The organism is Ancylobacter lacus (assembly GCF_018390635.1).
Lineage (GTDB): Bacteria > Pseudomonadota > Alphaproteobacteria > Rhizobiales > Xanthobacteraceae > Ancylobacter > Ancylobacter lacus.
The window spans coordinates 95894-114659 of sequence record NZ_JAHBGE010000057.1 but is presented as its reverse complement, the minus strand read 5'-3'; the positions used below and the strand labels follow the sequence as shown (position 1 = coordinate 114659).

Annotated in this window: 15 protein-coding genes; 3 read left to right on the top strand and 12 right to left on the bottom strand. The window is 67.5% G+C overall.

Features of this window, described 5'->3' with window-relative positions:
- Positions 1-14: 14 nt before the first annotated feature.
- Positions 15-2321, top strand: a complete 2307-nt coding sequence (locus tag KHC27_RS14400; RefSeq protein ID WP_213340070.1) for a hypothetical protein — start codon at positions 15-17, stop codon at positions 2319-2321.
- A gap of 224 nt (positions 2322-2545) precedes the next feature.
- Positions 2546-2674: a hypothetical protein gene (locus tag KHC27_RS21905; RefSeq protein WP_281417070.1), complete on the top strand. Its 129-nt coding sequence runs from the start codon at positions 2546-2548 to the stop codon at positions 2672-2674.
- Positions 2675-2798: 124 nt separating this feature from the next.
- Here the strand turns inward: KHC27_RS21905 and sucD are convergent, their stop codons facing one another.
- The 7 genes from sucD to gcl all read right to left on the bottom strand — a co-directional run bounded on the left by sucD (position 2799) and on the right by gcl (position 10816).
- Complete coding sequence (sucD, locus tag KHC27_RS14395) at positions 2799-3695, bottom strand: succinate--CoA ligase subunit alpha (RefSeq protein WP_213340069.1); 897 nt, start codon at positions 3693-3695, stop codon at positions 2799-2801.
- Positions 3695-4894: an ADP-forming succinate--CoA ligase subunit beta gene (sucC, locus tag KHC27_RS14390; RefSeq protein WP_213340068.1), complete on the bottom strand. Its 1200-nt coding sequence runs from the start codon at positions 4892-4894 to the stop codon at positions 3695-3697. The genes sucD and sucC overlap by 1 nt, the downstream gene beginning before the upstream one ends.
- A gap of 114 nt (positions 4895-5008) precedes the next feature.
- A complete protein-coding gene (locus KHC27_RS14385; protein WP_213340067.1) occupies positions 5009-5782 on the bottom strand; it encodes a fumarylacetoacetate hydrolase family protein in 774 nt (257 codons plus the stop codon).
- Positions 5783-5793: 11 nt separating this feature from the next.
- Positions 5794-6771: a 2-dehydropantoate 2-reductase gene (locus tag KHC27_RS14380; protein WP_213340066.1), complete on the bottom strand. Its 978-nt coding sequence runs from the start codon at positions 6769-6771 to the stop codon at positions 5794-5796.
- A 459-nt stretch (positions 6772-7230) separates the two neighbouring features.
- On the bottom strand, positions 7231-8118 hold the full coding sequence (locus KHC27_RS14375) for a 2-hydroxy-3-oxopropionate reductase (protein ID WP_213340065.1): 888 nt from the start codon (positions 8116-8118) through the stop codon (positions 7231-7233).
- A gap of 44 nt (positions 8119-8162) precedes the next feature.
- Entirely contained in the window at positions 8163-8942 is a 780-nt protein-coding gene (gene otnI / locus KHC27_RS14370) for a 2-oxo-tetronate isomerase (RefSeq protein WP_213340064.1), read from the bottom strand.
- A 107-nt stretch (positions 8943-9049) separates the two neighbouring features.
- Positions 9050-10816, bottom strand: coding sequence for a glyoxylate carboligase (gcl, locus tag KHC27_RS14365; RefSeq protein WP_213340063.1), 1767 nt, complete (start codon positions 10814-10816; stop codon positions 9050-9052).
- A gap of 445 nt (positions 10817-11261) precedes the next feature.
- On the opposite strand from gcl, the gene KHC27_RS14360 reads away from it, so the two are divergent.
- Positions 11262-12083 (top strand): IclR family transcriptional regulator, encoded by an 822-nt coding sequence (locus KHC27_RS14360; protein WP_213340062.1) that lies wholly within the window; start codon positions 11262-11264, stop codon positions 12081-12083.
- A 91-nt stretch (positions 12084-12174) separates the two neighbouring features.
- Here the strand turns inward: KHC27_RS14360 and frc (KHC27_RS14355) are convergent, their stop codons facing one another.
- The 5 genes from frc (KHC27_RS14355) to KHC27_RS14335 form a co-directional block, all read right to left on the bottom strand.
- On the bottom strand, positions 12175-13425 hold the full coding sequence (gene frc, locus KHC27_RS14355; RefSeq protein WP_213340061.1) for a formyl-CoA transferase: 1251 nt from the start codon (positions 13423-13425) through the stop codon (positions 12175-12177).
- Between the two features lie 117 nt (positions 13426-13542).
- Entirely contained in the window at positions 13543-13971 is a 429-nt protein-coding gene (locus tag KHC27_RS14350) for a PAS domain-containing protein (RefSeq protein WP_213340060.1), read from the bottom strand.
- A 293-nt stretch (positions 13972-14264) separates the two neighbouring features.
- Positions 14265-15542, bottom strand: a complete 1278-nt coding sequence (gene frc / locus KHC27_RS14345; RefSeq protein WP_213340059.1) for a formyl-CoA transferase — start codon at positions 15540-15542, stop codon at positions 14265-14267.
- 282 nt (positions 15543-15824) lie between these two features.
- A complete protein-coding gene (gene oxc / locus KHC27_RS14340) occupies positions 15825-17567 on the bottom strand; it encodes an oxalyl-CoA decarboxylase (protein ID WP_213340058.1) in 1743 nt (580 codons plus the stop codon).
- Between the two features lie 207 nt (positions 17568-17774).
- On the bottom strand, positions 17775-18500 hold the full coding sequence (locus KHC27_RS14335; RefSeq protein WP_213340057.1) for a GntR family transcriptional regulator: 726 nt from the start codon (positions 18498-18500) through the stop codon (positions 17775-17777).
- Between the last annotated feature and the right edge of the window lie 266 nt (positions 18501-18766).

The window sequence follows — 18766 nt, the reverse complement described above, 5'->3', positions numbered from 1 at the left end:
GATCCCGAAGCGAGATGGCTGACTATTATCCGTTGCTGGCGCGAGCCGTTGCCGGTCTGCCCGCAAACACCGCGCGGTCCCGCGGCAACGTTTATGAGCGGGCCCGCCGGGCGCTGCTCGCCCAATTGCGCGGTGTCGAGCCCCCGCTGCCGGAAGTCGACATCGAGCGCGAGCGGTCCGCGCTTGAGGTCGCCATCAGCCGCATCGAGCTGGAGTATCTGGGGTCGGACGATCCCTTCGCCGATATCGTGCCGCCGCCGGAGCCGCCGCCCTCCTTTACGGTGACGCCGCCGCCCCCGGTTGCGCCGCCGACCTCCGCCGCGCCGCCGCCTGCGGCTGCACCGTCGCGGATCGGCGACCGGCTGCCGGAGCGTCCGGCACCGCGCTCCTTTGCCGAGCGGGTACGGCTGGAGCTGCCGGCGACGCTTGCCGCCCCGCCGCGCGAGGCGGCTGACCCGGTTCGCGCGCCGCTCGCGCGCCCGCCCGAGCCGGCGCCCGCGCCTGTGGACGTGCGGCCTGTGGAACGGCCGGCCCGCCCGCCTGTGGCCGCCGATGTGCCCCCGGCCGACCTGCCGCCGCCCGACGTGCCCGCCCCCGTGGCGGCGGAGCCCGGCATTGTCGAACCCGCCGTGCCCGACGCTCCGCCCGCCGAAGTTCCGGCCGCCGCTTCGGAGCAGCCGGAACCGGCCGTGGCCGAACCGACGCCTGCCGCGCCGATTCCTGACGCGCCGATTTCTGCCGCCCCGGCGCCGCGCGTGCCGTTCTGGTCGCGCGGCAATGCCGTGCGGGTGAACACGCCGCGTGCGGAGCCGACGCTCGACGGCCGCCGCGACGAGGCCTTGCGTCTCGAACCGCCCCGCGTCGAAGCGCCCGTGGTGGATGCACCGGCGGCCGCCTGGCCGGGCGCGGGCGCGCCGCCCGTCGATCTCCCGTCGTCGGCCGTGGCCACCGATGAGCCGGCCAACGTGCCCCCGGTGGCGGTGCCGCCGCCCCCCTTCACGGTGACGGCACCCACGGCCGCCCCCTCGCCGGCGCCTTCCATGCCGCCGCTGGCCCGGAACGTCGAGCCGCCGGCGGCCCCGGCGGAGCGGCCTGCTTCAGGCGGTCGGTCTCTGCCGCTCGGTGGCCTGCTGCGCCGCGCCACGGCGACGTCGCGCGAGCCGGTCGCCGAAGCGCGGCCGGCCGACGATGCCTTCCCGGACCTGCGCGACGGTCGCCAGGGCTATCAGCCCGATCTCGTTTTCGCCGATCCGCCTTCGCTCGAGCCGGAGCCGCGCGACGGCTTCGACATGGAGAGCCTCGATGCCGAGGCCCGGGTCGGGCGGCCGGAACTCGACTGGGAAGTGACGGAGCCCGACGTGGCGCCGGCGCAGCCCCGCCGCTGGGGCCGGCTGGTGGTGGTGCTGCTCGTCCTCGCGCTTCTCGGTGGCGGCGTCGCCCTTGGCTTCAGCCAGCGCGAGAAGGTGATCGGCTGGATCGGCGATCTTCGGAGCGGAACCTCGCAGGCGGTTGCTCCCGCCCCGGCCCCCTCTCACGATCAGGCGGCCGAGGGTCAGGCGCCGGCAAAATCCACCGACCGGGTCAGCCAGTCGCCGGCCGCCCCGGCCCCGGAAGCCGCCGCAGAGACCCCCGCCCCGGCGGCGGCGCAGCCGGCGGCGGCGCCCGTGGTGCGCAGCACGTCGACCCCGATCCCGGTCAACGCCCAGCGGGCGGTGCTGTTTGAGGAGAACGCCGGCGGCGGCCAGCAGGGGCTCCAGCAGTTTGTCGGCACGGTGGTGTGGTCGACCGAAAGCTTCGATGCCGGCAACGGCAACGGTCCCGATATCGGCATCCGTGCGGTGGTGGAAATTCCCGACCGGCAAATCAAGGTCGACATGAACCTGCGCCGCAACCAGGACCAGACCCTGCCGGCGTCGCACATCATCGAGCTGCGCTTCGATCTTCCCGCTGACTTCGACCTGGGCACCGTCGCGAATGTGCCCGGCGTGCGGGCCAAGCCGACGGAGGGCGCGCAGGGCGTGCCGCTCACCGGCCTCGCGGTGCGGGTGACGCCGGGCTTCTTCCTTGTCGGCCTTTCCGCGCTGAACAATGAGCGGCAGCGCAACCTCGCCCTGCTCATCACCCGCAACTGGCTCGATATTCCGCTGGTGTTCAGCAATGGCCGCCGGGGCATTCTGGCGCTGGAGAAGGGGCCGACCGGGGATTCCGCCTTCCGCGAAGCCTTCAGTGCCTGGGGCCTGCCGATTCCTCAGCAGACCTCCCGGCCGGCCGGCCAGCCCGCCGACGGCGCAGCCGCGCCCGCGCCCGCGCCGGCTCCCTGAGACTTAAGCCCGCCCCGCCGGATGGCGGGATGAGGCTGTTGCGCCTGCCCGATCTGCATCGGGCGGGTTCGCTCTCGTGCGTTCCGATGTGAAAGAACCCCGTCGCCGTGGGCCTTCGGAGGGCATGCGCTCTGCGCAGGGCTGGTATCAGGTATATCGTATACCAGAAAGGCGGCATTCCGGTATGCTGCGCCGCAATAGCAAGCTACATCCGGAATATCACCATGATCCAGTCTGTTTTTCCCGTTCTGCCGGCGCTGATCGTCGCACACGCGTGGATGACGATGATCATCGTCCATACGCTGAGCGACATGGAAAGCTTCGCCCTGCCGCCCGAGACGTTCCCGATCTGAAATGCTGCATCGCAGCGAGGGAGCCTGTCTCCCGTCCCTGGCAGCGATGAAGCGGCACGCCTGAATCAAAACACCCCGCGCCGGGTGGCGCGGGGTGTCTAGGGATCGGCGCGGGTGCGCAGGATCAGGCCGCGGCCTTGCCCTGCAGCAGCTCGATCAGGGTCTTGCCGAGGCGGGCCGGGGAGGGCGAGACCGAGATGCCGGCAGCGCGCATCGCCTCGATCTTGTCCTCGGCGCCGCCCTTGCCCCCGGAGATGATGGCGCCGGCATGGCCCATGCGGCGGCCGGGAGGCGCGGTGCGGCCGGCGATGAAGCCGACGGTGGGCTTCTTGCGGCCGCGCTTGGCCTCGTCGAGCAGGAACTGCGCGGCATCTTCCTCGGCCGAGCCGCCGATCTCGCCGATCATCACGATCGACTCGGTGGCGTCGTCCGCCAGGAACATCTCCAGCACGTCGATGAACTCGGTGCCCTTCACCGGATCGCCGCCGATGCCGACCGCGGTGGTCTGGCCGAGGCCTTCCTGGGTGGTCTGGAACACCGCCTCATAGGTGAGGGTGCCCGAGCGCGACACCACGCCCACCGAGCCGCGGCTGAAAATGTTGGTCGGCATGATGCCGATCTTCGACTCGCCGGCGGTGACGATGCCGGGGCAGTTCGGCCCGACCAGACGCGACTTGGAGCCGTCCAGGGCGCGCTTCACCTTCACCATGTCGAGCACCGGAATGCCCTCGGTGATGCAGACGATGAGCGGAATCTCGGCGGCGATCGCCTCGCAGATGGCGTCGGCCGCGCCCGGCGGCGGAACATAGATCACCGAGGCGTCGGCGCCGGTCTTCTCCCGGGCTTCCGCCACGGTGTCGAACACCGGAAGGCCGAGATGGGTCGAGCCGCCCTTGCCGGGCGAGGTGCCGCCGACCACGTTCGAGCCATAGGCGATCGCCTGCTCGGAGTGGAAGGTGCCGTTCTTGCCGGTGAAACCCTGGGTGATGATCCGGGTGCCTTTATTGATCAGAACCGACATCACACGCCCTCCTTCACGGCCTTGACGATCTTCTGCGCGGCGTCGTCGAGATCGTCCGCCGGAATGACGTTCAGTCCGCTCTCGCGGATGATCTTCTTGCCTTCCTCGACATTGGTGCCCTCGAGGCGCACCACCAGCGGAACCTGCAGCCCGACCGCCTTCACCGCGGCGAGCACGCCGCGCGCGATGACGTCGCACTTCATGATGCCGCCGAAGATGTTGACGAGGATGCCCTTCACCTGCGGGTCCGCGGTGATGATCTTGAAGGCCGCCGTCACCTTCTCCTCGGTGGCGCCGCCGCCGACGTCGAGGAAGTTGGCGGGGGATTCGCCGTAGAGCTTGATGATGTCGAGCGTCGCCATGGCGAGGCCGGCGCCGTTGACCATGCAGCCGATGGTGCCGTCAAGCGCGATATAGGCGAGGTCGTACTTCGACGCCTCGATCTCCTTCTCGTCTTCCTCGGTCTCGTCGCGCAGGGCGAGGATCTCGGGGTGGCGGTAGAGCGAGTTGGAATCGAAGGAGATCTTCGCGTCGAGGCACTTCAGCTCGCCGCCCTTGGTCACCACCAGCGGGTTGATCTCCAGCATCGCCATGTCCTTCGCGGTGAAGGCGGCGTAGAGCTTGGCGACCAGCGAGCCGGCCTGCTTGGCGAGGTCGCCGGAGAGGCCCAGCGCCTCGGCGACGGTGCGGCCGTGATGGGGCATCACCCCGGTCGCCGGGTCGACGGCGAAGGTGTGGATCTTCTCGGGCGTGGAGTGCGCGACTTCCTCGATGTCCATGCCGCCTTCCGTCGAGACGACGAAGGCGACACGCGAGGTGGCGCGGTCGACCAGCGCGGAGAGGTAGAACTCCTTCTCGATCTCCGAGCCTTCCTCGATATAGACGCGGTTGACCTGCTTGCCGGCCGGGCCGGTCTGGATGGTCACCAGCGTCTTGCCGAGGATGAGCTTGGCGTTCTCGGCCGCGTCGGCGGCGGACTTGACGACGCGCACGCCGCCCTTCTCGCCCGCTTCGGCTTCCTTGAACTTGCCCTTGCCGCGCCCGCCGGCGTGGATCTGGCTTTTCACGACCCATACCGGGCCGGGAATCTTGGCCGCGGCGGCTTCCGCCTCGTCGGCGGTCAGAACGGCGACGCCGTTCGGCACGGGAACCCCGAACTCGCGGAGCACTCCCTTGGCCTGGTATTCATGGATATTCATTCAACCCGCTCCTCCGACGCCGGCGACCGCGAGGACAAGCAAGTCCCGCGCCGCGCGACGCACCATGTTCCATTCAGCGCGCCGCCCCTTTTAGCCCGGCGGCCGGCGCTGGCGCTACTGCACGAAAGTGTTGCTGAGCGTTCCGATGCCGTCGATGACGATGTCGACCGCGTTGCTCGGCGCCTTCATGGTGCCGACGCCCAGCGAGGTGCCGCAGCAGATGACATCACCCGGCAGCAGCGTCATGTCGTGCGAGATGCGGCTGACGAGCTGGGCGGGGGAGAACACCATGTCGCTGATGGGGTAGCGCTGGCGCTCGTCGCCATTCAGCACGGTGCGCACCACCAGGGTCGCGGGATCGACGTCGGTGGCGATCGCCGGGCCGAACGGTCCGAAGCCGTCGAAGCTCTTGGCGCGGACCCACTGGGCGAAGGTGGCGTCCTTGTTGATGATGTCCGCGGCGGTGATGTCGTTCACGCAGGTGTAGCCGAAGATGTGCGCGGTGGCGTCTTCCTCGGACACGTTGGTGGCGGCCTTGCCGATGACGATGCCGAGCTCGCCCTCATACACGATCTTCCCGTCATAGGAGACGGGCCGGCGCACGGTGGCGCCGGGCGTGGTCACACAGGAGCCGGCCTTCAGCAGATAGAGCGGATCTGCCGGGACCGGCGAGTTCAGTTTCGCCGCCAGGGCGTGGAAATTGTTCCACAGCGCGATGATCTTGGTCGGCTCGGTGGGGGCGAGCAGCTCGACATCGGCGAGCGCCACGGTTTCACCCGTGGGCTGCGCCGCGCCGAACATGTCGCCGGAATGCACGGAAATGGTCGCGCCGTCGAGCGTGCCGAATTCGGCAACGCCCGCGCGCTTGAAGCGGACCCAATGCGCCATGTGATGCGATCTCAGTTGTAGCAGCCGGCGATCTGGGCGCGCTGGCGCACCAGAGACAGGACGATGTCGATGGTGGGGGTGGGGATGCCGGCGAGGCGGCCCATTTCCTGAACCACCGTCACCAGCGGGTCGATCTCCATGGCGCGGCTGCGCTCGAGGTCCTGCAGCATCGAGGTCTTGTGCGCGCCGACCGCGCCCGCGCCGTCGATGCGGCGCTCGACGCCGACCCGGAAGTTCACGCCGGACTGCACCGCGATCTCCTGGGCCTCCAGCATCATCGCCTTGGCGACGGCGCGGGTGCCGGGATCGGAGGCGATCACGTCAAGGGTGGCGTGGGTGAGGGCGCTGATCGGGTTGAAGCAGAGGTTGCCCCACAGCTTCAGCCACAGCTCGTCACGGATGTTGGGCAGCACCGGCGCGCGCAGGCCGCCGGCGGCAAAGGCCTCGGACAGCTTGGTGACGCGCTCGGTGATCTCGCCGGACGGCTCGCCGAGCGGGAACTTGTCGCCATAGACGTGCTTGATCACGCCCGGCTCGACCACCTCGGTCGCGGGGTAGACGATGCAGCCAATGGCGCGCTCGGGGCGCAGCCCGTTCCACTGCTTCGCGCCGGGATCGACGCTTTCCAGCGTCTTACCCTCAAGCTGGTCGCCATGCTTGTAGTAGTACCAGTAGGGCACGCCGTTCACGGCGGTGACGACGGCGGTGTCGTTGCCGAGCAGGGGCTGCATCGCGTCGACCACGCTCGGCACCTGGTGCCCCTTCAGCGCGACGATGACGTAGTCCTGCGGGCCGAGGTCGGCCGGGTTGCTGGAGCAGGGAATGTGCTCGACATGCTCCTCGCCGTCGATGAGCAGCTTCAGCCCGTTCGCCTTCATGGCTTCGAGATGCGCGCCGCGGGCCACGAGACTGACATCGACGCCCGCCCGCTTGAGCTGGACGCCGACATAACCGCCGATCGCGCCGGCACCATAAATGCAGACCTTCATGAGGCTCCCTCCTGGGTCCGTCGACCCCCTGAGTATGACGGACCACTTTGTTTGGTATTTTGTATGCCATGATGGGCAGAAATCCGCCCTAGTCAAGCGCAAACAGGCCGGCGTGATATTACGTCGCGCGTTTGGATGGTTGTCCGAGCCGGAATGTCGCGCGCAAGGCCACGGCGTCAAGTTATGTGGGCAAAGTTGACGCATGTCCACGCCGTATAGGCTGAACAATTGTATCGCGATGACGTCACATGACTGCCACGGCCGGCGCTCCGGCGCCGCCGATACGCGGGGTTCATCGCAGTGCAGCGTAAAGCGCTGTCAATCTTCTGGCCGAATCTCGACAGGCTTTACACGCGAGATGCGGAATGACCCCGCCGGGACAGGCGCCCGGCAGGGTCGGTTGGTCAGGTCGTTCGCCGTCGCGCCGGCCCCTTTTCGCGAGGCCGGCGGCCGCCGGCCTCACGCGTCGGGGGCGACGGTGTGGTTGGCAAGAAGCTCGAGCGCCTTGACGAGCGCCGAGTGGTCGAGCGCGGCGCCGCCATGGGCGGCCACCGAGGAGAACAGCTGCTGCGCCAGTGCCGTGGAGGGCAGCGACATCTGCATCTGCCGGGCCCCGCTCAGCGCCAGGTTCAGGTCCTTCTGGTGCAGCTCGATGCGGAAGCCGGGGTTGAAGGTGCGCTTCACCATGCGCTCGCCATGCACCTCGAGGATGCGGGAGTTGGCGAAGCCGCCCATCAGCGCCTGGCGCACCTTGGCCGGGTCCGCGCCCGCCTTCGAGGCGAACAGCAGCGCCTCGCCGACGGCGAGGATGTTCAGCGCCACGATGATCTGGTTCGCCACCTTGGTGGTCTGGCCGTCGCCATTGCCGCCCACGAGCGTGATGTTCTTGCCCATCTTCTCGAACAGCGGCTTCACCGTCTCGAAGGCCGCTTCCGGGCCACCCACCATGATGGTGAGCGAGGCGGCTTTCGCGCCCACCTCGCCGCCGGAGACCGGGGCGTCGAGATAGTCGCAGCCGAGCTCGTTGATCTTCTTGGCGAATTCCTTCGTCTCCACCGGCGCGATCGAGCTCATGTCGACCACGATCTTGCCCGGCGTCAGACCCGCCGCGACGCCGTTCTCACCGAACAGCGCGGCCGCGACATGGGGGGTGTCCGGCACCATGGTGATGATGATGTCGGCGTTCTTGGCCACCTCGGTGCCGGTCGCGCAGGCGACGCCGCCCTTGCCCGTCAGCTCCGCCGGCACCGGCTTGATGTCGAACAGATAAAGCTCATGCCCCGCGTCGATCAGGTGTCCCGCCATCGGCGCGCCCATGATCCCGAGACCAACAAATCCGACCTTCATCTCGATTCCTCGTGTTCCCAAACAGGTTTCTTGGTGGCGTGCCGTCACGCGGTAAGGGTCTTGAGCCAGCCGAGGCCGGCGCCGGTTTCCCCCTTCGGCTTGTACTCGCAGCCAACCCAGCCGCTATAGCCGATGGCGTCGAGGTGCCGGAACAGGAAGGCGTAGTTGATTTCGCCGGTGCCGGGCTCGTTGCGGCCGGGATTGTCGGCGAGCTGGACATGCGCGATCTGGGGCAGGTTGGCCTCGATGGTGCGGGCGAGATCGCCCTCCATGATCTGCATGTGGTAGATGTCGTACTGGATGAAGAGGTTGTCGGAGCCGACCTCTTCGATGATCGCCTTGGCCTGCTTCGTGTAGTTGAGGAAGAAGCCGGGGATGTCGCGGGTGTTGATCGGCTCGATCAGCAGCTTCAGCCCGGCATCCTTGATCTTGGGCGCGGCGAACTTGAGATTCTCGACAAAGGTCTGGTGCAGCACCGCGCGGTCGGCGCCGGCCGGGGCGATGCCGGCGAGGATGTTGACCTGGGGGCAGCCGAGGGCGGTGGCGTAGGCGATCGCCTTGTCCACACCGGCGCGGAATTCCTCGACACGATCGGGAAGGATGGCGATGCCGCGCTCGCCCGCGCCCCAGTTTCCGGCCGGCAGGTTGTGCAGCACCTGGCTGAGGCCGAACTGCTTCAGCCGGGAGACCAGCTCCTCGACCGGAAAGTCATAGGGGAAGAGATATTCCACGCCGGTGAAGCCGGCGGCGGCGGCCTTCTCGAAGCGATCGAGGAAGGGCACCTCATTGAAGAGCATGGTGAGATTGGCGGCAAAACGGGGCATGGACCGCTCCTGAAACGACATGGCAGGCGACGGCGCCGGGCCACGGGACGCGGCGCGGGCGCAGGACGAAGACGCCGCCCACGGCTGGGCGGCGTCGCGCGGCAGGATCAGGCCTTCTCGGCGATGCTGTCGAGGGGCAGGTCGAGAACCTCCTCGAATTCGTTGACGGCGTCGATCTCGGCGCCCATCGCGATGTTGGTGACGCGCTCGAGGATGAACTCCATCACCACCGGCACCTGGTGCTCCTTCATGAGCTCCTTGGCGCGGTTGAAGGCGTCCTTGAACTCGTTCGGCGAGGACACCCGCACCGCCTTGCAGCCGAGGCCCTCGGCAACCGCGACATGGTCGACGCCGTAGCCGGCATTTTCCTCGGCGTTGATGTTGTCGAAGGCGAGCGAGACCTCGAAGTCCATGTTGAAGCCGCGCTGCGCCTGACGGATCAGCCCGAGATAGGAGTTGTTCACCACCACATGCAGGTAGGGCAGCTTGTGCTGGGCGCCCACCGCCAGCTCCTCGATGAGGAACTGGAAGTCGTAGTCGCCCGACAGCGCCACGATTTCGGCATCGGGATCGGCGGCGCGCACGCCCAGCGCGGCCGGCAGCGTCCAGCCGAGCGGGCCGGCCTGGCCGCAGTTGATCCAGTTGCGGGGCTCGTAGACCTTCAGGAACTGCGCGCCGGCGATCTGGCTGAGGCCGATGGTGGAGACGTAGCGGGTCTTGCGGCCGAACGCCTCGTTCATCTCCTCATAGACGCGCTGCGGCTTGAGGGGCACGTTGTCGAAGTGGCTCTTGCGCAGCATGGTCTTCTTGCGCGCCAGACACTCGGCGGCCCAGGCCGAGGGGTCCTTCAGCTTGCCGGCGGCCTTGTACTCGCGGGCAACCTCGAGGAACAGCTCGAGCGCGGCCTTGGCGTCCGAGACGATGCCGAGATCGGGGCCGAACACCCGGCCGATCTGGGTCGGCTCGATGTCGACATGGATGAACTTGCGGCCCTTGGTGTAGACGTCGACCGAGCCGGTGTGACGGTTGGCCCAGCGGTTGCCGATGCCGAACACGAAATCGGAGGCCAGCAGGGTGGCGTTGCCATAGCGGTGCGAGGTCTGCAGGCCGCACATGCCGGCCATCAGGTCATGGTCGTCGGGGATCGTGCCCCAGCCCATGAGGGTCGGAATGACCGGCACGCCGGTCAGCTCGGCGAACTCGACCAGAAGGTCGGCGCAGTCGGCATTGATGACGCCGCCGCCCGAGACGATGAGCGGACGCTCCGCCTCGTTCAGCATCGCGATGGCCTTTTCGGCCTGCTTGCGGGTCGCCTTCGGCTTGTAGACCGCGAGCGGCTCGTAGGTGTCCTCGTCGAACTCGATCTCGGCGAGCTGCACGTCGATCGGCAGATCGATGAGAACCGGGCCGGGGCGGCCGGAGCGCATGACGTGGAAGGCTTGCTGGAACACCATCGGCACCAGCGCCGGCTCGCGGACCATGACCGCCCACTTGGCAACCGGCTTGGCGATCGATTCGATGTCGACGGCCTGGAAATCTTCCTTGTAGAGGCGGGCGCGCGGCGCCTGGCCGGTGATGCACAGGATCGGAATCGAATCCGCCGAGGCCGAATACAGGCCGGTGATCATGTCGGTGCCGGCGGGGCCGGAGGTGCCGATGCACACGCCGATATTGCCGGCCTTGGCGCGGGTATAGCCCTCGGCCATGTGCGAGGCGGCTTCCACGTGGCGCGCCAGGATATGGCGCGTCTTGCCGTAGGCGCGCATCGCGGAATAGAGCGGATTGATCGCGGCGCCGGGCACGCCGAAGGCGGTCGTCACGCCTTCCTTTTCGAGAACCCGGATAGCAGCATCGACGGCACGCATTTTCGCCATGGACAGTCCTCCTCCTCGCGCTTGTTGTCGGGCCCGGGCATCGGTTGTGGCGGTTTCGCCACGGGAGGCGTCGACGACCGGACCGGCTGGCGCGCTGGCATAAATCCCGGCTTCGGTGGGACCGCGAGCGGTCCGGCGGGAGGGTTCCCGGAAGGCGCCGCGCGGCGCCGGTCCCGTTCCCCCGTCCGGGTGCGGCCCGTCGGTCGCGTGCCGTGCGGCAGGGGAGCCCTCGGATCCTTCCGAAGTCGGGCGGAAGATGCCATGAGCTTCTGATTTCCGCAATATGGAATTGATTTCTGATTTGCGAAAAAGCGGCGCTTGCGGCTTTATGCTAAGGGAGAGCCGAATGGATCGTTGGCGACGTGTCCGGCCCCGGGGGGAACGCCCGGGCCGTCCCGCCGGTGACCGAAGCCAAACCCGCATCAACCTGCTGCGCGAGGAACGAATGAGCGATGCCGTGACGACGACGCGCCGCCGGGGCCGCCCCTCGAACGCGGCCGCCGGCGCCGAGACGGGCGGCGAGGTGCAGTCGCTCGACCGCGCCATCGCGCTGCTGGAGGTGCTCGCCGCGGCGGATGGCGTGACGCTGTCGGAAGTGGCGCGGCGGGCGGAACTGCCGACCTCGACCGTCCATCGCCTGCTGACGACACTGGAACGGCGGGGGCTCGTCGGCCATGATGCCGAGACCGGCCACTGGCTGGTCGGGCTCGGGCTGTTCCGCATCGGCTCGGCCTATCTGCGCAACCGCCGGCTGCCGGAGATCGGCAGGGCCACCATTCGCGAGCTGTCCTTCGCGGTGAACGAGACGGTCAACCTCGCCATGATCGACGGGCCGGAGCTCATCTGCGTCGCGCAGGTGGAAAGCCACGCCGCGGTGCGGGCCTTCTTCCGCATCGGCGCCCGGCTGCCGATCCACGCTTCGGGCAGCGGCAAGGCCATCCTCTCCGTCATGTCGCCGGAAGCGCGGCGCGACTGGCTCGGCGGCGACCAGCTCGCCCGCTACACCGACCACACCCATGTCAGCCGCCGCGCGCTGCAGGCCGACCTTGCCGTGATCGGCGAACGCGGCTTTTCCATCGACGATGAGGAGCACACGCTGGGCATGCGCTGCGTGGCGGCGGCGATTCTGGACGAGTGGAAGGAGCCGATCGGGGCGGTGTCGATCTCCGCGCCGGTGGTGCGGATGCCGCCGGAGCGGATCGCCGAGCTGGGTGCGCAGGTGCGCGAGGTCGCCCGCAAGCTCACCACCCGCTACTCCGGCCTGTGAGCGGAGCGCCGGCGGCGCCGGCGTCAGGTTGGCCGGTCCGTCAAGAGTACGGAGGGCGGCGATGCCGCCCTCCGGTCGGTGGGAAGGTCGATCAGACCGCCTTGGCGTCGTGCAGGGCGGCGATCTCTTCCTGGGAGTAGCCGAGGTCGGCGAGCACTTCGTTGGTGTGCTGGCCGAGCAGCGGGGAGGCGGTCACCTCGACGGTCAGGTCCGAGAACTTGATCGGGCTGCCGACGGTCAGGTACTTGCCGAGCTTGGGGTGATCCACCTCGACCACGGTGCCGCTCTTGCGCAGCGACGGGTCGTTGGCGATCTCCTTCATCGACAGCACCGGGGCGCAGGGGATGTCGAACTTGCGCAGGATGTCGACGGCCTCGAACTTCGTCTTGTCGGCGAGCCAGCTCTCGATGAAGGCGAAGATGTCGAAGATCTTGTCCTGGCGGGCTTCGGCGGTGTTGTAGGCCGGGTCGTCGATCCACTCCGGCTTGCCCAGCGCCTTGCAGATCGGCGCCCAGGCGTGGCCCTGGATGGTGAAGTAGATATAGGCGTTGGGATCGGTCTCCCAGCCCTTGCACTTCAGCACCCAGCCGGGCTGGCCGCCGCCGCCGGCGTTGCCGCCGCGCGGAACCACGTCCGAGAACTCGCCGTGCGGGTACTGCGGGTACTCCTCGAGATAGCCGAGGGCGTCGAGGCGCTGCTGGTCGCGCAGCTTCACGCGGCAGAGGTTCAGCACCGAATCCTGCATCGACACGGCGACCTTCTGGCCCTTGCCGGTGCGGTTCTTCTGGTGCAGCGCGGTCAGGATGCCGATGGCGAGGTGCATGCCGGTGTTGGAGTCGCCGAGCGCGGCGGCGGAAACGGTCGGCGGGCCATCCCAGAAGCCGGTGGTGGAGGCGGCGCCGCCGGCGCACTGCGCGACGTTCTCGTACACCTTCAGGTCTTCATAGTGGTGGCCGTCGGAGAAGCCCTTCACCGAGGCGAGGATCATGCCCGGGTTGAGCTCCTGGATGTACTGCCAGGTGAAGCCCATGCGGTCGAGCGCGCCGGGGCCGAAGTTCTCCACCATGACGTCCGACTCTTTGATGAGCTTGGTCAGGACTTCCTTGCCCTGCGGGGTCTTGGTGTCGAGCGTCAGCGAACGCTTGTTGGAGTTCAGCATGGTGAAGTACAGCGCGTCCGCGTCCTTCACATGGCGGAGCTGCGAGCGGGTGACGTCACCCGCGCCGGGACGCTCAACCTTGATGACGTCGGCGCCGAACCACGCCAGAAGCTGCGTGCAGGCGGGGCCTGCCTGCACATGCGTGAAATCGATGATCTTTATACCTTCAAGCGGCTTAGTCATCTTAGTCGATTTCCCTTTTGAACGTTCAATCGTGGATCCGGGCCTTTAGTCTTGTTCCGCGCGACCCGGAAGCGATAAGCCACCCGTATCACCGGGTGGAAGGCACGTGAAAGCCGGTCACCCCGCTTTCGTCTCGAGTTCCCGCAGCCGCCGGCGCAGGTCCCGCTCCTCGTTCCAGCGCGCCGTTTCGTCCCGCACGAGCGCGACGATGGCGTTGACCGACCCGTCCTCCGCGTGAAGCAGGGCGACGGTGAAGGCGATGGAGAGCGTGTGTCCCTCCTTGTGCAGCGCGGGCACCCGCAGGACGGCTTCGCCGTAGCGTGTCGTCCCGCTCCGCATGGTCTGCTCATACCCCTGCCAGTGGCGCGGCCGCTGCCGCTCGGGGATGATCAGGTCCAGCGACTGGCCCAGCGCCTCGGCTTCCGTGAAGCCGAAGATGCGCTCGGCCGCGGGATTCCAGAGCACGATGTCGCCCTTCAGGTCGGACACCACCACGGCATCCCCCAGCGAGGCGACGAGTTGGCTAAGGTCGACCGGCACGCGCATGGCACTTCACCTACCAGGACCGCAGGCCCGAACGTGATGACGTGAAGCCGCCGTGGCATCCGCCGCGCCGTCTCCACGCCAGCCAGGGTGCCGCCGTTCCATCCCGAAACGGCACCCATGGCAGACCGGACCCACAGGACGTCATGGCTGTCACGTCCTCCGACAGTCGCGCTGCCTTGCGGCAGTGCTGGGACAGGGCGGCGTGATGCCGTCCCGTCCCGATGTCTCGGGCGCCGGCCTGTTCAGACCGGAGCCGTCCCGACGCCGGCCCGCGAGCGGGCCGGGTCCCATGGTTATTCGGCCGCCTGACGAACCGGCGTGCCGATGGCGCCGGACGCCCGGATCGCCTCGATCTCGGCATCGCCGAGCCCGAGCACGCTCGCCAGCACCTCTTCCGTGTGCTCGCCGAGCAGCGGCGAGCGCTCCACCGGCACGTCGTTGTCCGACAGCTTGATGGGGTTGCCGACGGTGAGATAGGTGCCCCGCACCGGATGGTCCACCTCGACCAGCGTGCCCGTGGCGTAGAGCGAGCGGTCCTCGGCGATTTCCTTCATCGACAGGATCGGGCCGCAGGGGATGTCGTATTTGTTGAGGATCTCCATCGCCTCGAACTTGGTGTGGGCCATGGTCCACGCCTCGATGCGGGTGAAGATCTCGTTGAGATGGGGAAGGCGCGCGGCCGGGGTGGCATAGCCGGGATCGGTCTTCCAGGTCGGCTCGCCGATGACGTCGCAGATCTTCTCCCAGACCGGCGCCTGGGTGATGAAGTAGATGTAGGCGTTGGGGTCGTGCTCCCAGCCCTTGCACTTCAGGATGCGGCCGGGCTGGCCGCCGCCGGAATCGTTGCCGGCGCGCGGGACGCTGTCGCCGAACGGCACGCCCTCGCCATACTGGCTGTATTCGCGCAGCGGGCCACGCTCCAGCCGCTGCTGGTCGCGCAGCTTCACGCGGCACAGGTTCAGCACCGAATCCTGCATCGCGCACAGCACCTTCTGGCCGCGACCGGTCAGCGTGCGCTGGTACAGCGCGGTGACGATGCCGAGGGCGAGGTGAAGGCCGGTGCCGGAATCGCCGATCTGGGCGCCGGTGACGAGCGGCAGCCCGTCGCGGAAGCCGGTGGTCGAGGCCGAGCCGCCGGTGCACTGGGCGACGTTCTCATAGACCTTGCAGTCCTCGAACGGGCCGGGGCCGAACCCCTTCACCGAGGCGAGGATGATGCGCGGGTTGAGCTCCTGGATGCGTTCCCAGGTGAAGCCCATGCGGTCGAGCGCGCCGGGGGCGAAGTTCTCCACCATCACGTCGCAGCTCTTCACCAGCTCCTCAAGGACCTTCTTGCCCTGCGCGTTCTTGGTGTCGAGCGTGATCGAACGCTTGTTCGAGTTCAGCATCGTGAAATAGAGGCTGTCGGCGTTGGGGATGTCGCGCAGCTGGGCGCGGGTCACGTCACCCTCGCCGGGACGCTCCACCTTGATGACATCGGCGCCGAACCAGGCAAGCAGCTGCGTGCAGGTGGGGCCGGACTGAACATGGGTAAAATCTAGGACGCGGACGCCGTCGAGTGCCTTCGCCATGGGTTTCCTCTCGAAGTGGAAATCGGCGTTGATCGCCGTTTTATCATCGTTTTTCATAAGGTTGTGCGGACGGGGAGTGGCTCCCCGCCCGCACGGTTCCGTTCGCTTTTTCCGGGGCCCGGAAGCCCCGGCCGTGACCATCGTGGAACCGTGGGCCCCGCCGGCGCCGCGCTCGCCGAACGGGAAGAGGTTCCCGGAGCCGTGGCGCCCGCCCCACACCCGCTGGCCTCTTGATGGGCCGGCATCGTGTGGGAAGCGTCACGGCTTCCGATCGACGATGGCTTACTTCTTCTTCACCACGCTCTGCGGGTTGAGGCTGCCGATGTTGCCGCTCTCGCTGCCCGCTTCCGGATCGATCACCGCGTTGATGAGGGTCGGGCGGCCGGAGTCGAGCGCGGCGTTGACCGCGCGGCTCAGCTCGTGCGGGGTCGTGACGTTGACGCCGACGCCGCCGAAGGCCTCCATCATCTTGTCGTAGCGGGAGTCCTTCACGAACACCGTCGTGCCGGGATCACGGCCGTGCGGGTCGGAGTCGGTGCCGCGATAGATGCCGTTGTTGTTGAACACGACGACACAGACCGGCAGGTTGTAGCGGCAGACGGTCTCAACTTCCATGCCGGAGAAGCCGAAGGCGCTGTCGCCCTCGACCGCCAGCACCGGCTTGCCGGTCTCGACCGCCGCGGCGATGGCAAAGCCCATGCCGATGCCCATCACGCCCCAGGTGCCGACGTCGAGCCGCTTGCGCGGCTGGTACATGTCGATGATGCCGCGGGCGAGGTCGAGGGTGTTGGCGCCCTCGTTCACCAGAATGGTTTCCGGGCGCTCCTTGATGATGGTGCGCAGCGCGCCGAGGGCGCTGTGGAAGTCCATCGGGGTGGAGTTCTTCAGGAGCCGCGGCGCCATCTTGGCGATGTTGGCTTCCTTGCGGGAATTGACGGTGCTGACCCACTCGGCCGGCGGGGCCGGCCAGTCGCCGGCGCTGACGCCCTCGAGCAGGGCGGAGACGCAGGAGCCGATGTCGCCGACCAGCGGCGCGGCGATCTCGACGTTCGAGTCCATCTCACGGGGCTCGATGTCGATCTGGATGAACTTCTTGGAGCCGGGCTCGCCCCAGGTCTTGCCCTTGCCGTGCGACAGCAGCCAGTTGAGGCGCGCGCCGATCAGGACGACGACGTCGGCATCCTTCAGCACCAGCGAGCGGGCCGCGCCGGCCGACTGCGGGTGGGTGTCGGGCAGCAGGCCCTTGGCCATGCTCATCGGCAGGAAGGGAATGCCGCTCTTCTCGACGAGGTCGCGGATCTCGTCATCGGCCTGGGCGTAGGCCGCGCCCTTGCCGAGCACGATAAGCGGGCGCTTGGCGTCCTTCAGCAGGTCCAGCGCACGTTTCACCGCGGCGGGGGCGGGGAGCTGGGCCGGGGCCGGATCGATGACCTTCACCAGCGACTTCGCGCCGGCGTCGGCGTCCATCACCTGGGAGAACAGCTTGGCGGGCAGGTCGAGATAGACGCCGCCCGGACGCCCGGACACCGCGGCGCGGATGGCGCGGGCGACGCCGATGCCGATATCGGCGGCGTGCAGCACGCGGAAGGCGGCCTTGCAGAGCGGCTTGGCGATGGCGAGCTGGTCCATCTCCTCGTAATCGCCCTGCTGCAGGTCGACGATCTCACGTTCGGACGAGCCGGAGATGAGGATCATCGGGAAGCAGTTGGTGGTGGCGTTGGCCAGCGCGGTCAGGCCGTTGAGGAAGCCCGGCGCGGAAACGGTGAGACAGATGCCCGGCTTCTTGGTGAGGAAGCCTGCGATCGCGGCGGCATTGCCGGCGTTCTGCTCATGGCGGAACGAGATGACGCGGATGCCTTCGGCCTGCGCCATGCGGCCGAGGTCGGTGATCGGAATGCCCGGCACACCGTAGATCGTGTCGATGCCGTTCAGTTTCAGGGCGTCGATGACCAGATGGAAGCCATCGGTAAGGTCCTGGGTGTCAGCTTCGACGCTGTTATCAATGATCTGTGCTACTGCGGACATTCCGCATCCTCCCGGAAATCTTTGTCTGCACCGTTTCGGTTCTGATTCTCAGACCGCGCAGGCTTCCATACGGTGACTGGAAACGAGATCGGCACTCTGGCTTTGCGCCTTTCGGGTGCATGCGGCGCAGGTTTCACCCCGGCCAATTACTCCCGCTTCCACCATTGGTCGTCCCACCTGAGCATCAGTTGGACGGGTCGCCCCGCCTCAATCCAGATCGACGTGACTCTCGACATGCCTCGCAAGCCGGAGCGTATGGTCACGGACCAGACGCTCGGCACGGTCTGCGTCCCGTGCCTCAAGAGCCAGTATTATCTCCTGATGGTCGGCCGCCGAACGTTGCGCCCGATCCATTTCGAAGATTGTGCGATGGCGGATGGCCCGAACGTGAAGGAACAGGTTCTCCGTCATCCCAGCGAGCAGGCTGGAGCCGCTCAGCCGGATCAGCGCCTGATGGAACGCGATATTCGCATTGGAATATTCGTCGCACCGGTCGCGTTCGATTCGGTTGAGGTCGAACTCCCTGAAAAAATCCCTCAATTCGGCGATCGCCTCGTCGCTTGCGCGCTGAGTGGCGAGGCGGGCCGCCATGCTTTCCAGCGCCGCCCAGGCTTCGATCATCTCGATGATCTCCGCCTTGGTACGGCGAACCACCAGTATCCCCCGCCTCGGCACGGCGCGGAGCAGGCCCTCCTGCTCAAGCATCGCCACTGCTTCACGGATCGGCGTCCGACTGGCGCCCAGACGCTCGGAAATGTCCCGCTCGTCGAGCAGCATCGGCTCGTCGGAGCCGTAGATATTCATATTCGTGATGGCTTCTTTGATGGCCGCATAGGCCTTGCTCTTGAAGCTCTCCTTGGCCGGCAGGCGTTCAATGGCCAGGCCATGATCGCCGCTCTGCCAGCGCTTGTTCAGAACGGACTTGCTGCTCACGAGAACGTCCTCGGCGGAGACGCCCGCGGGGAATTCGCAAGAAATTTGGCATACCAAATACCAACCGTCAATCTGGTATGCGGCATTTTAACAGCCTTGCCGCTCTTCTCCTTACGCTGCGGAAATTATCGCCGCCCGACAAGACGGCCCGCCCCGTCCACCCCAGCCGACAGGCGGAGGCGGGTATTTAAAATACCACGTCATAAAAGGGATGGCGAGACAGAGTCGCGGCGCCTTCCGCCCCGGCGCGGTTGAGTTCGGCGCGG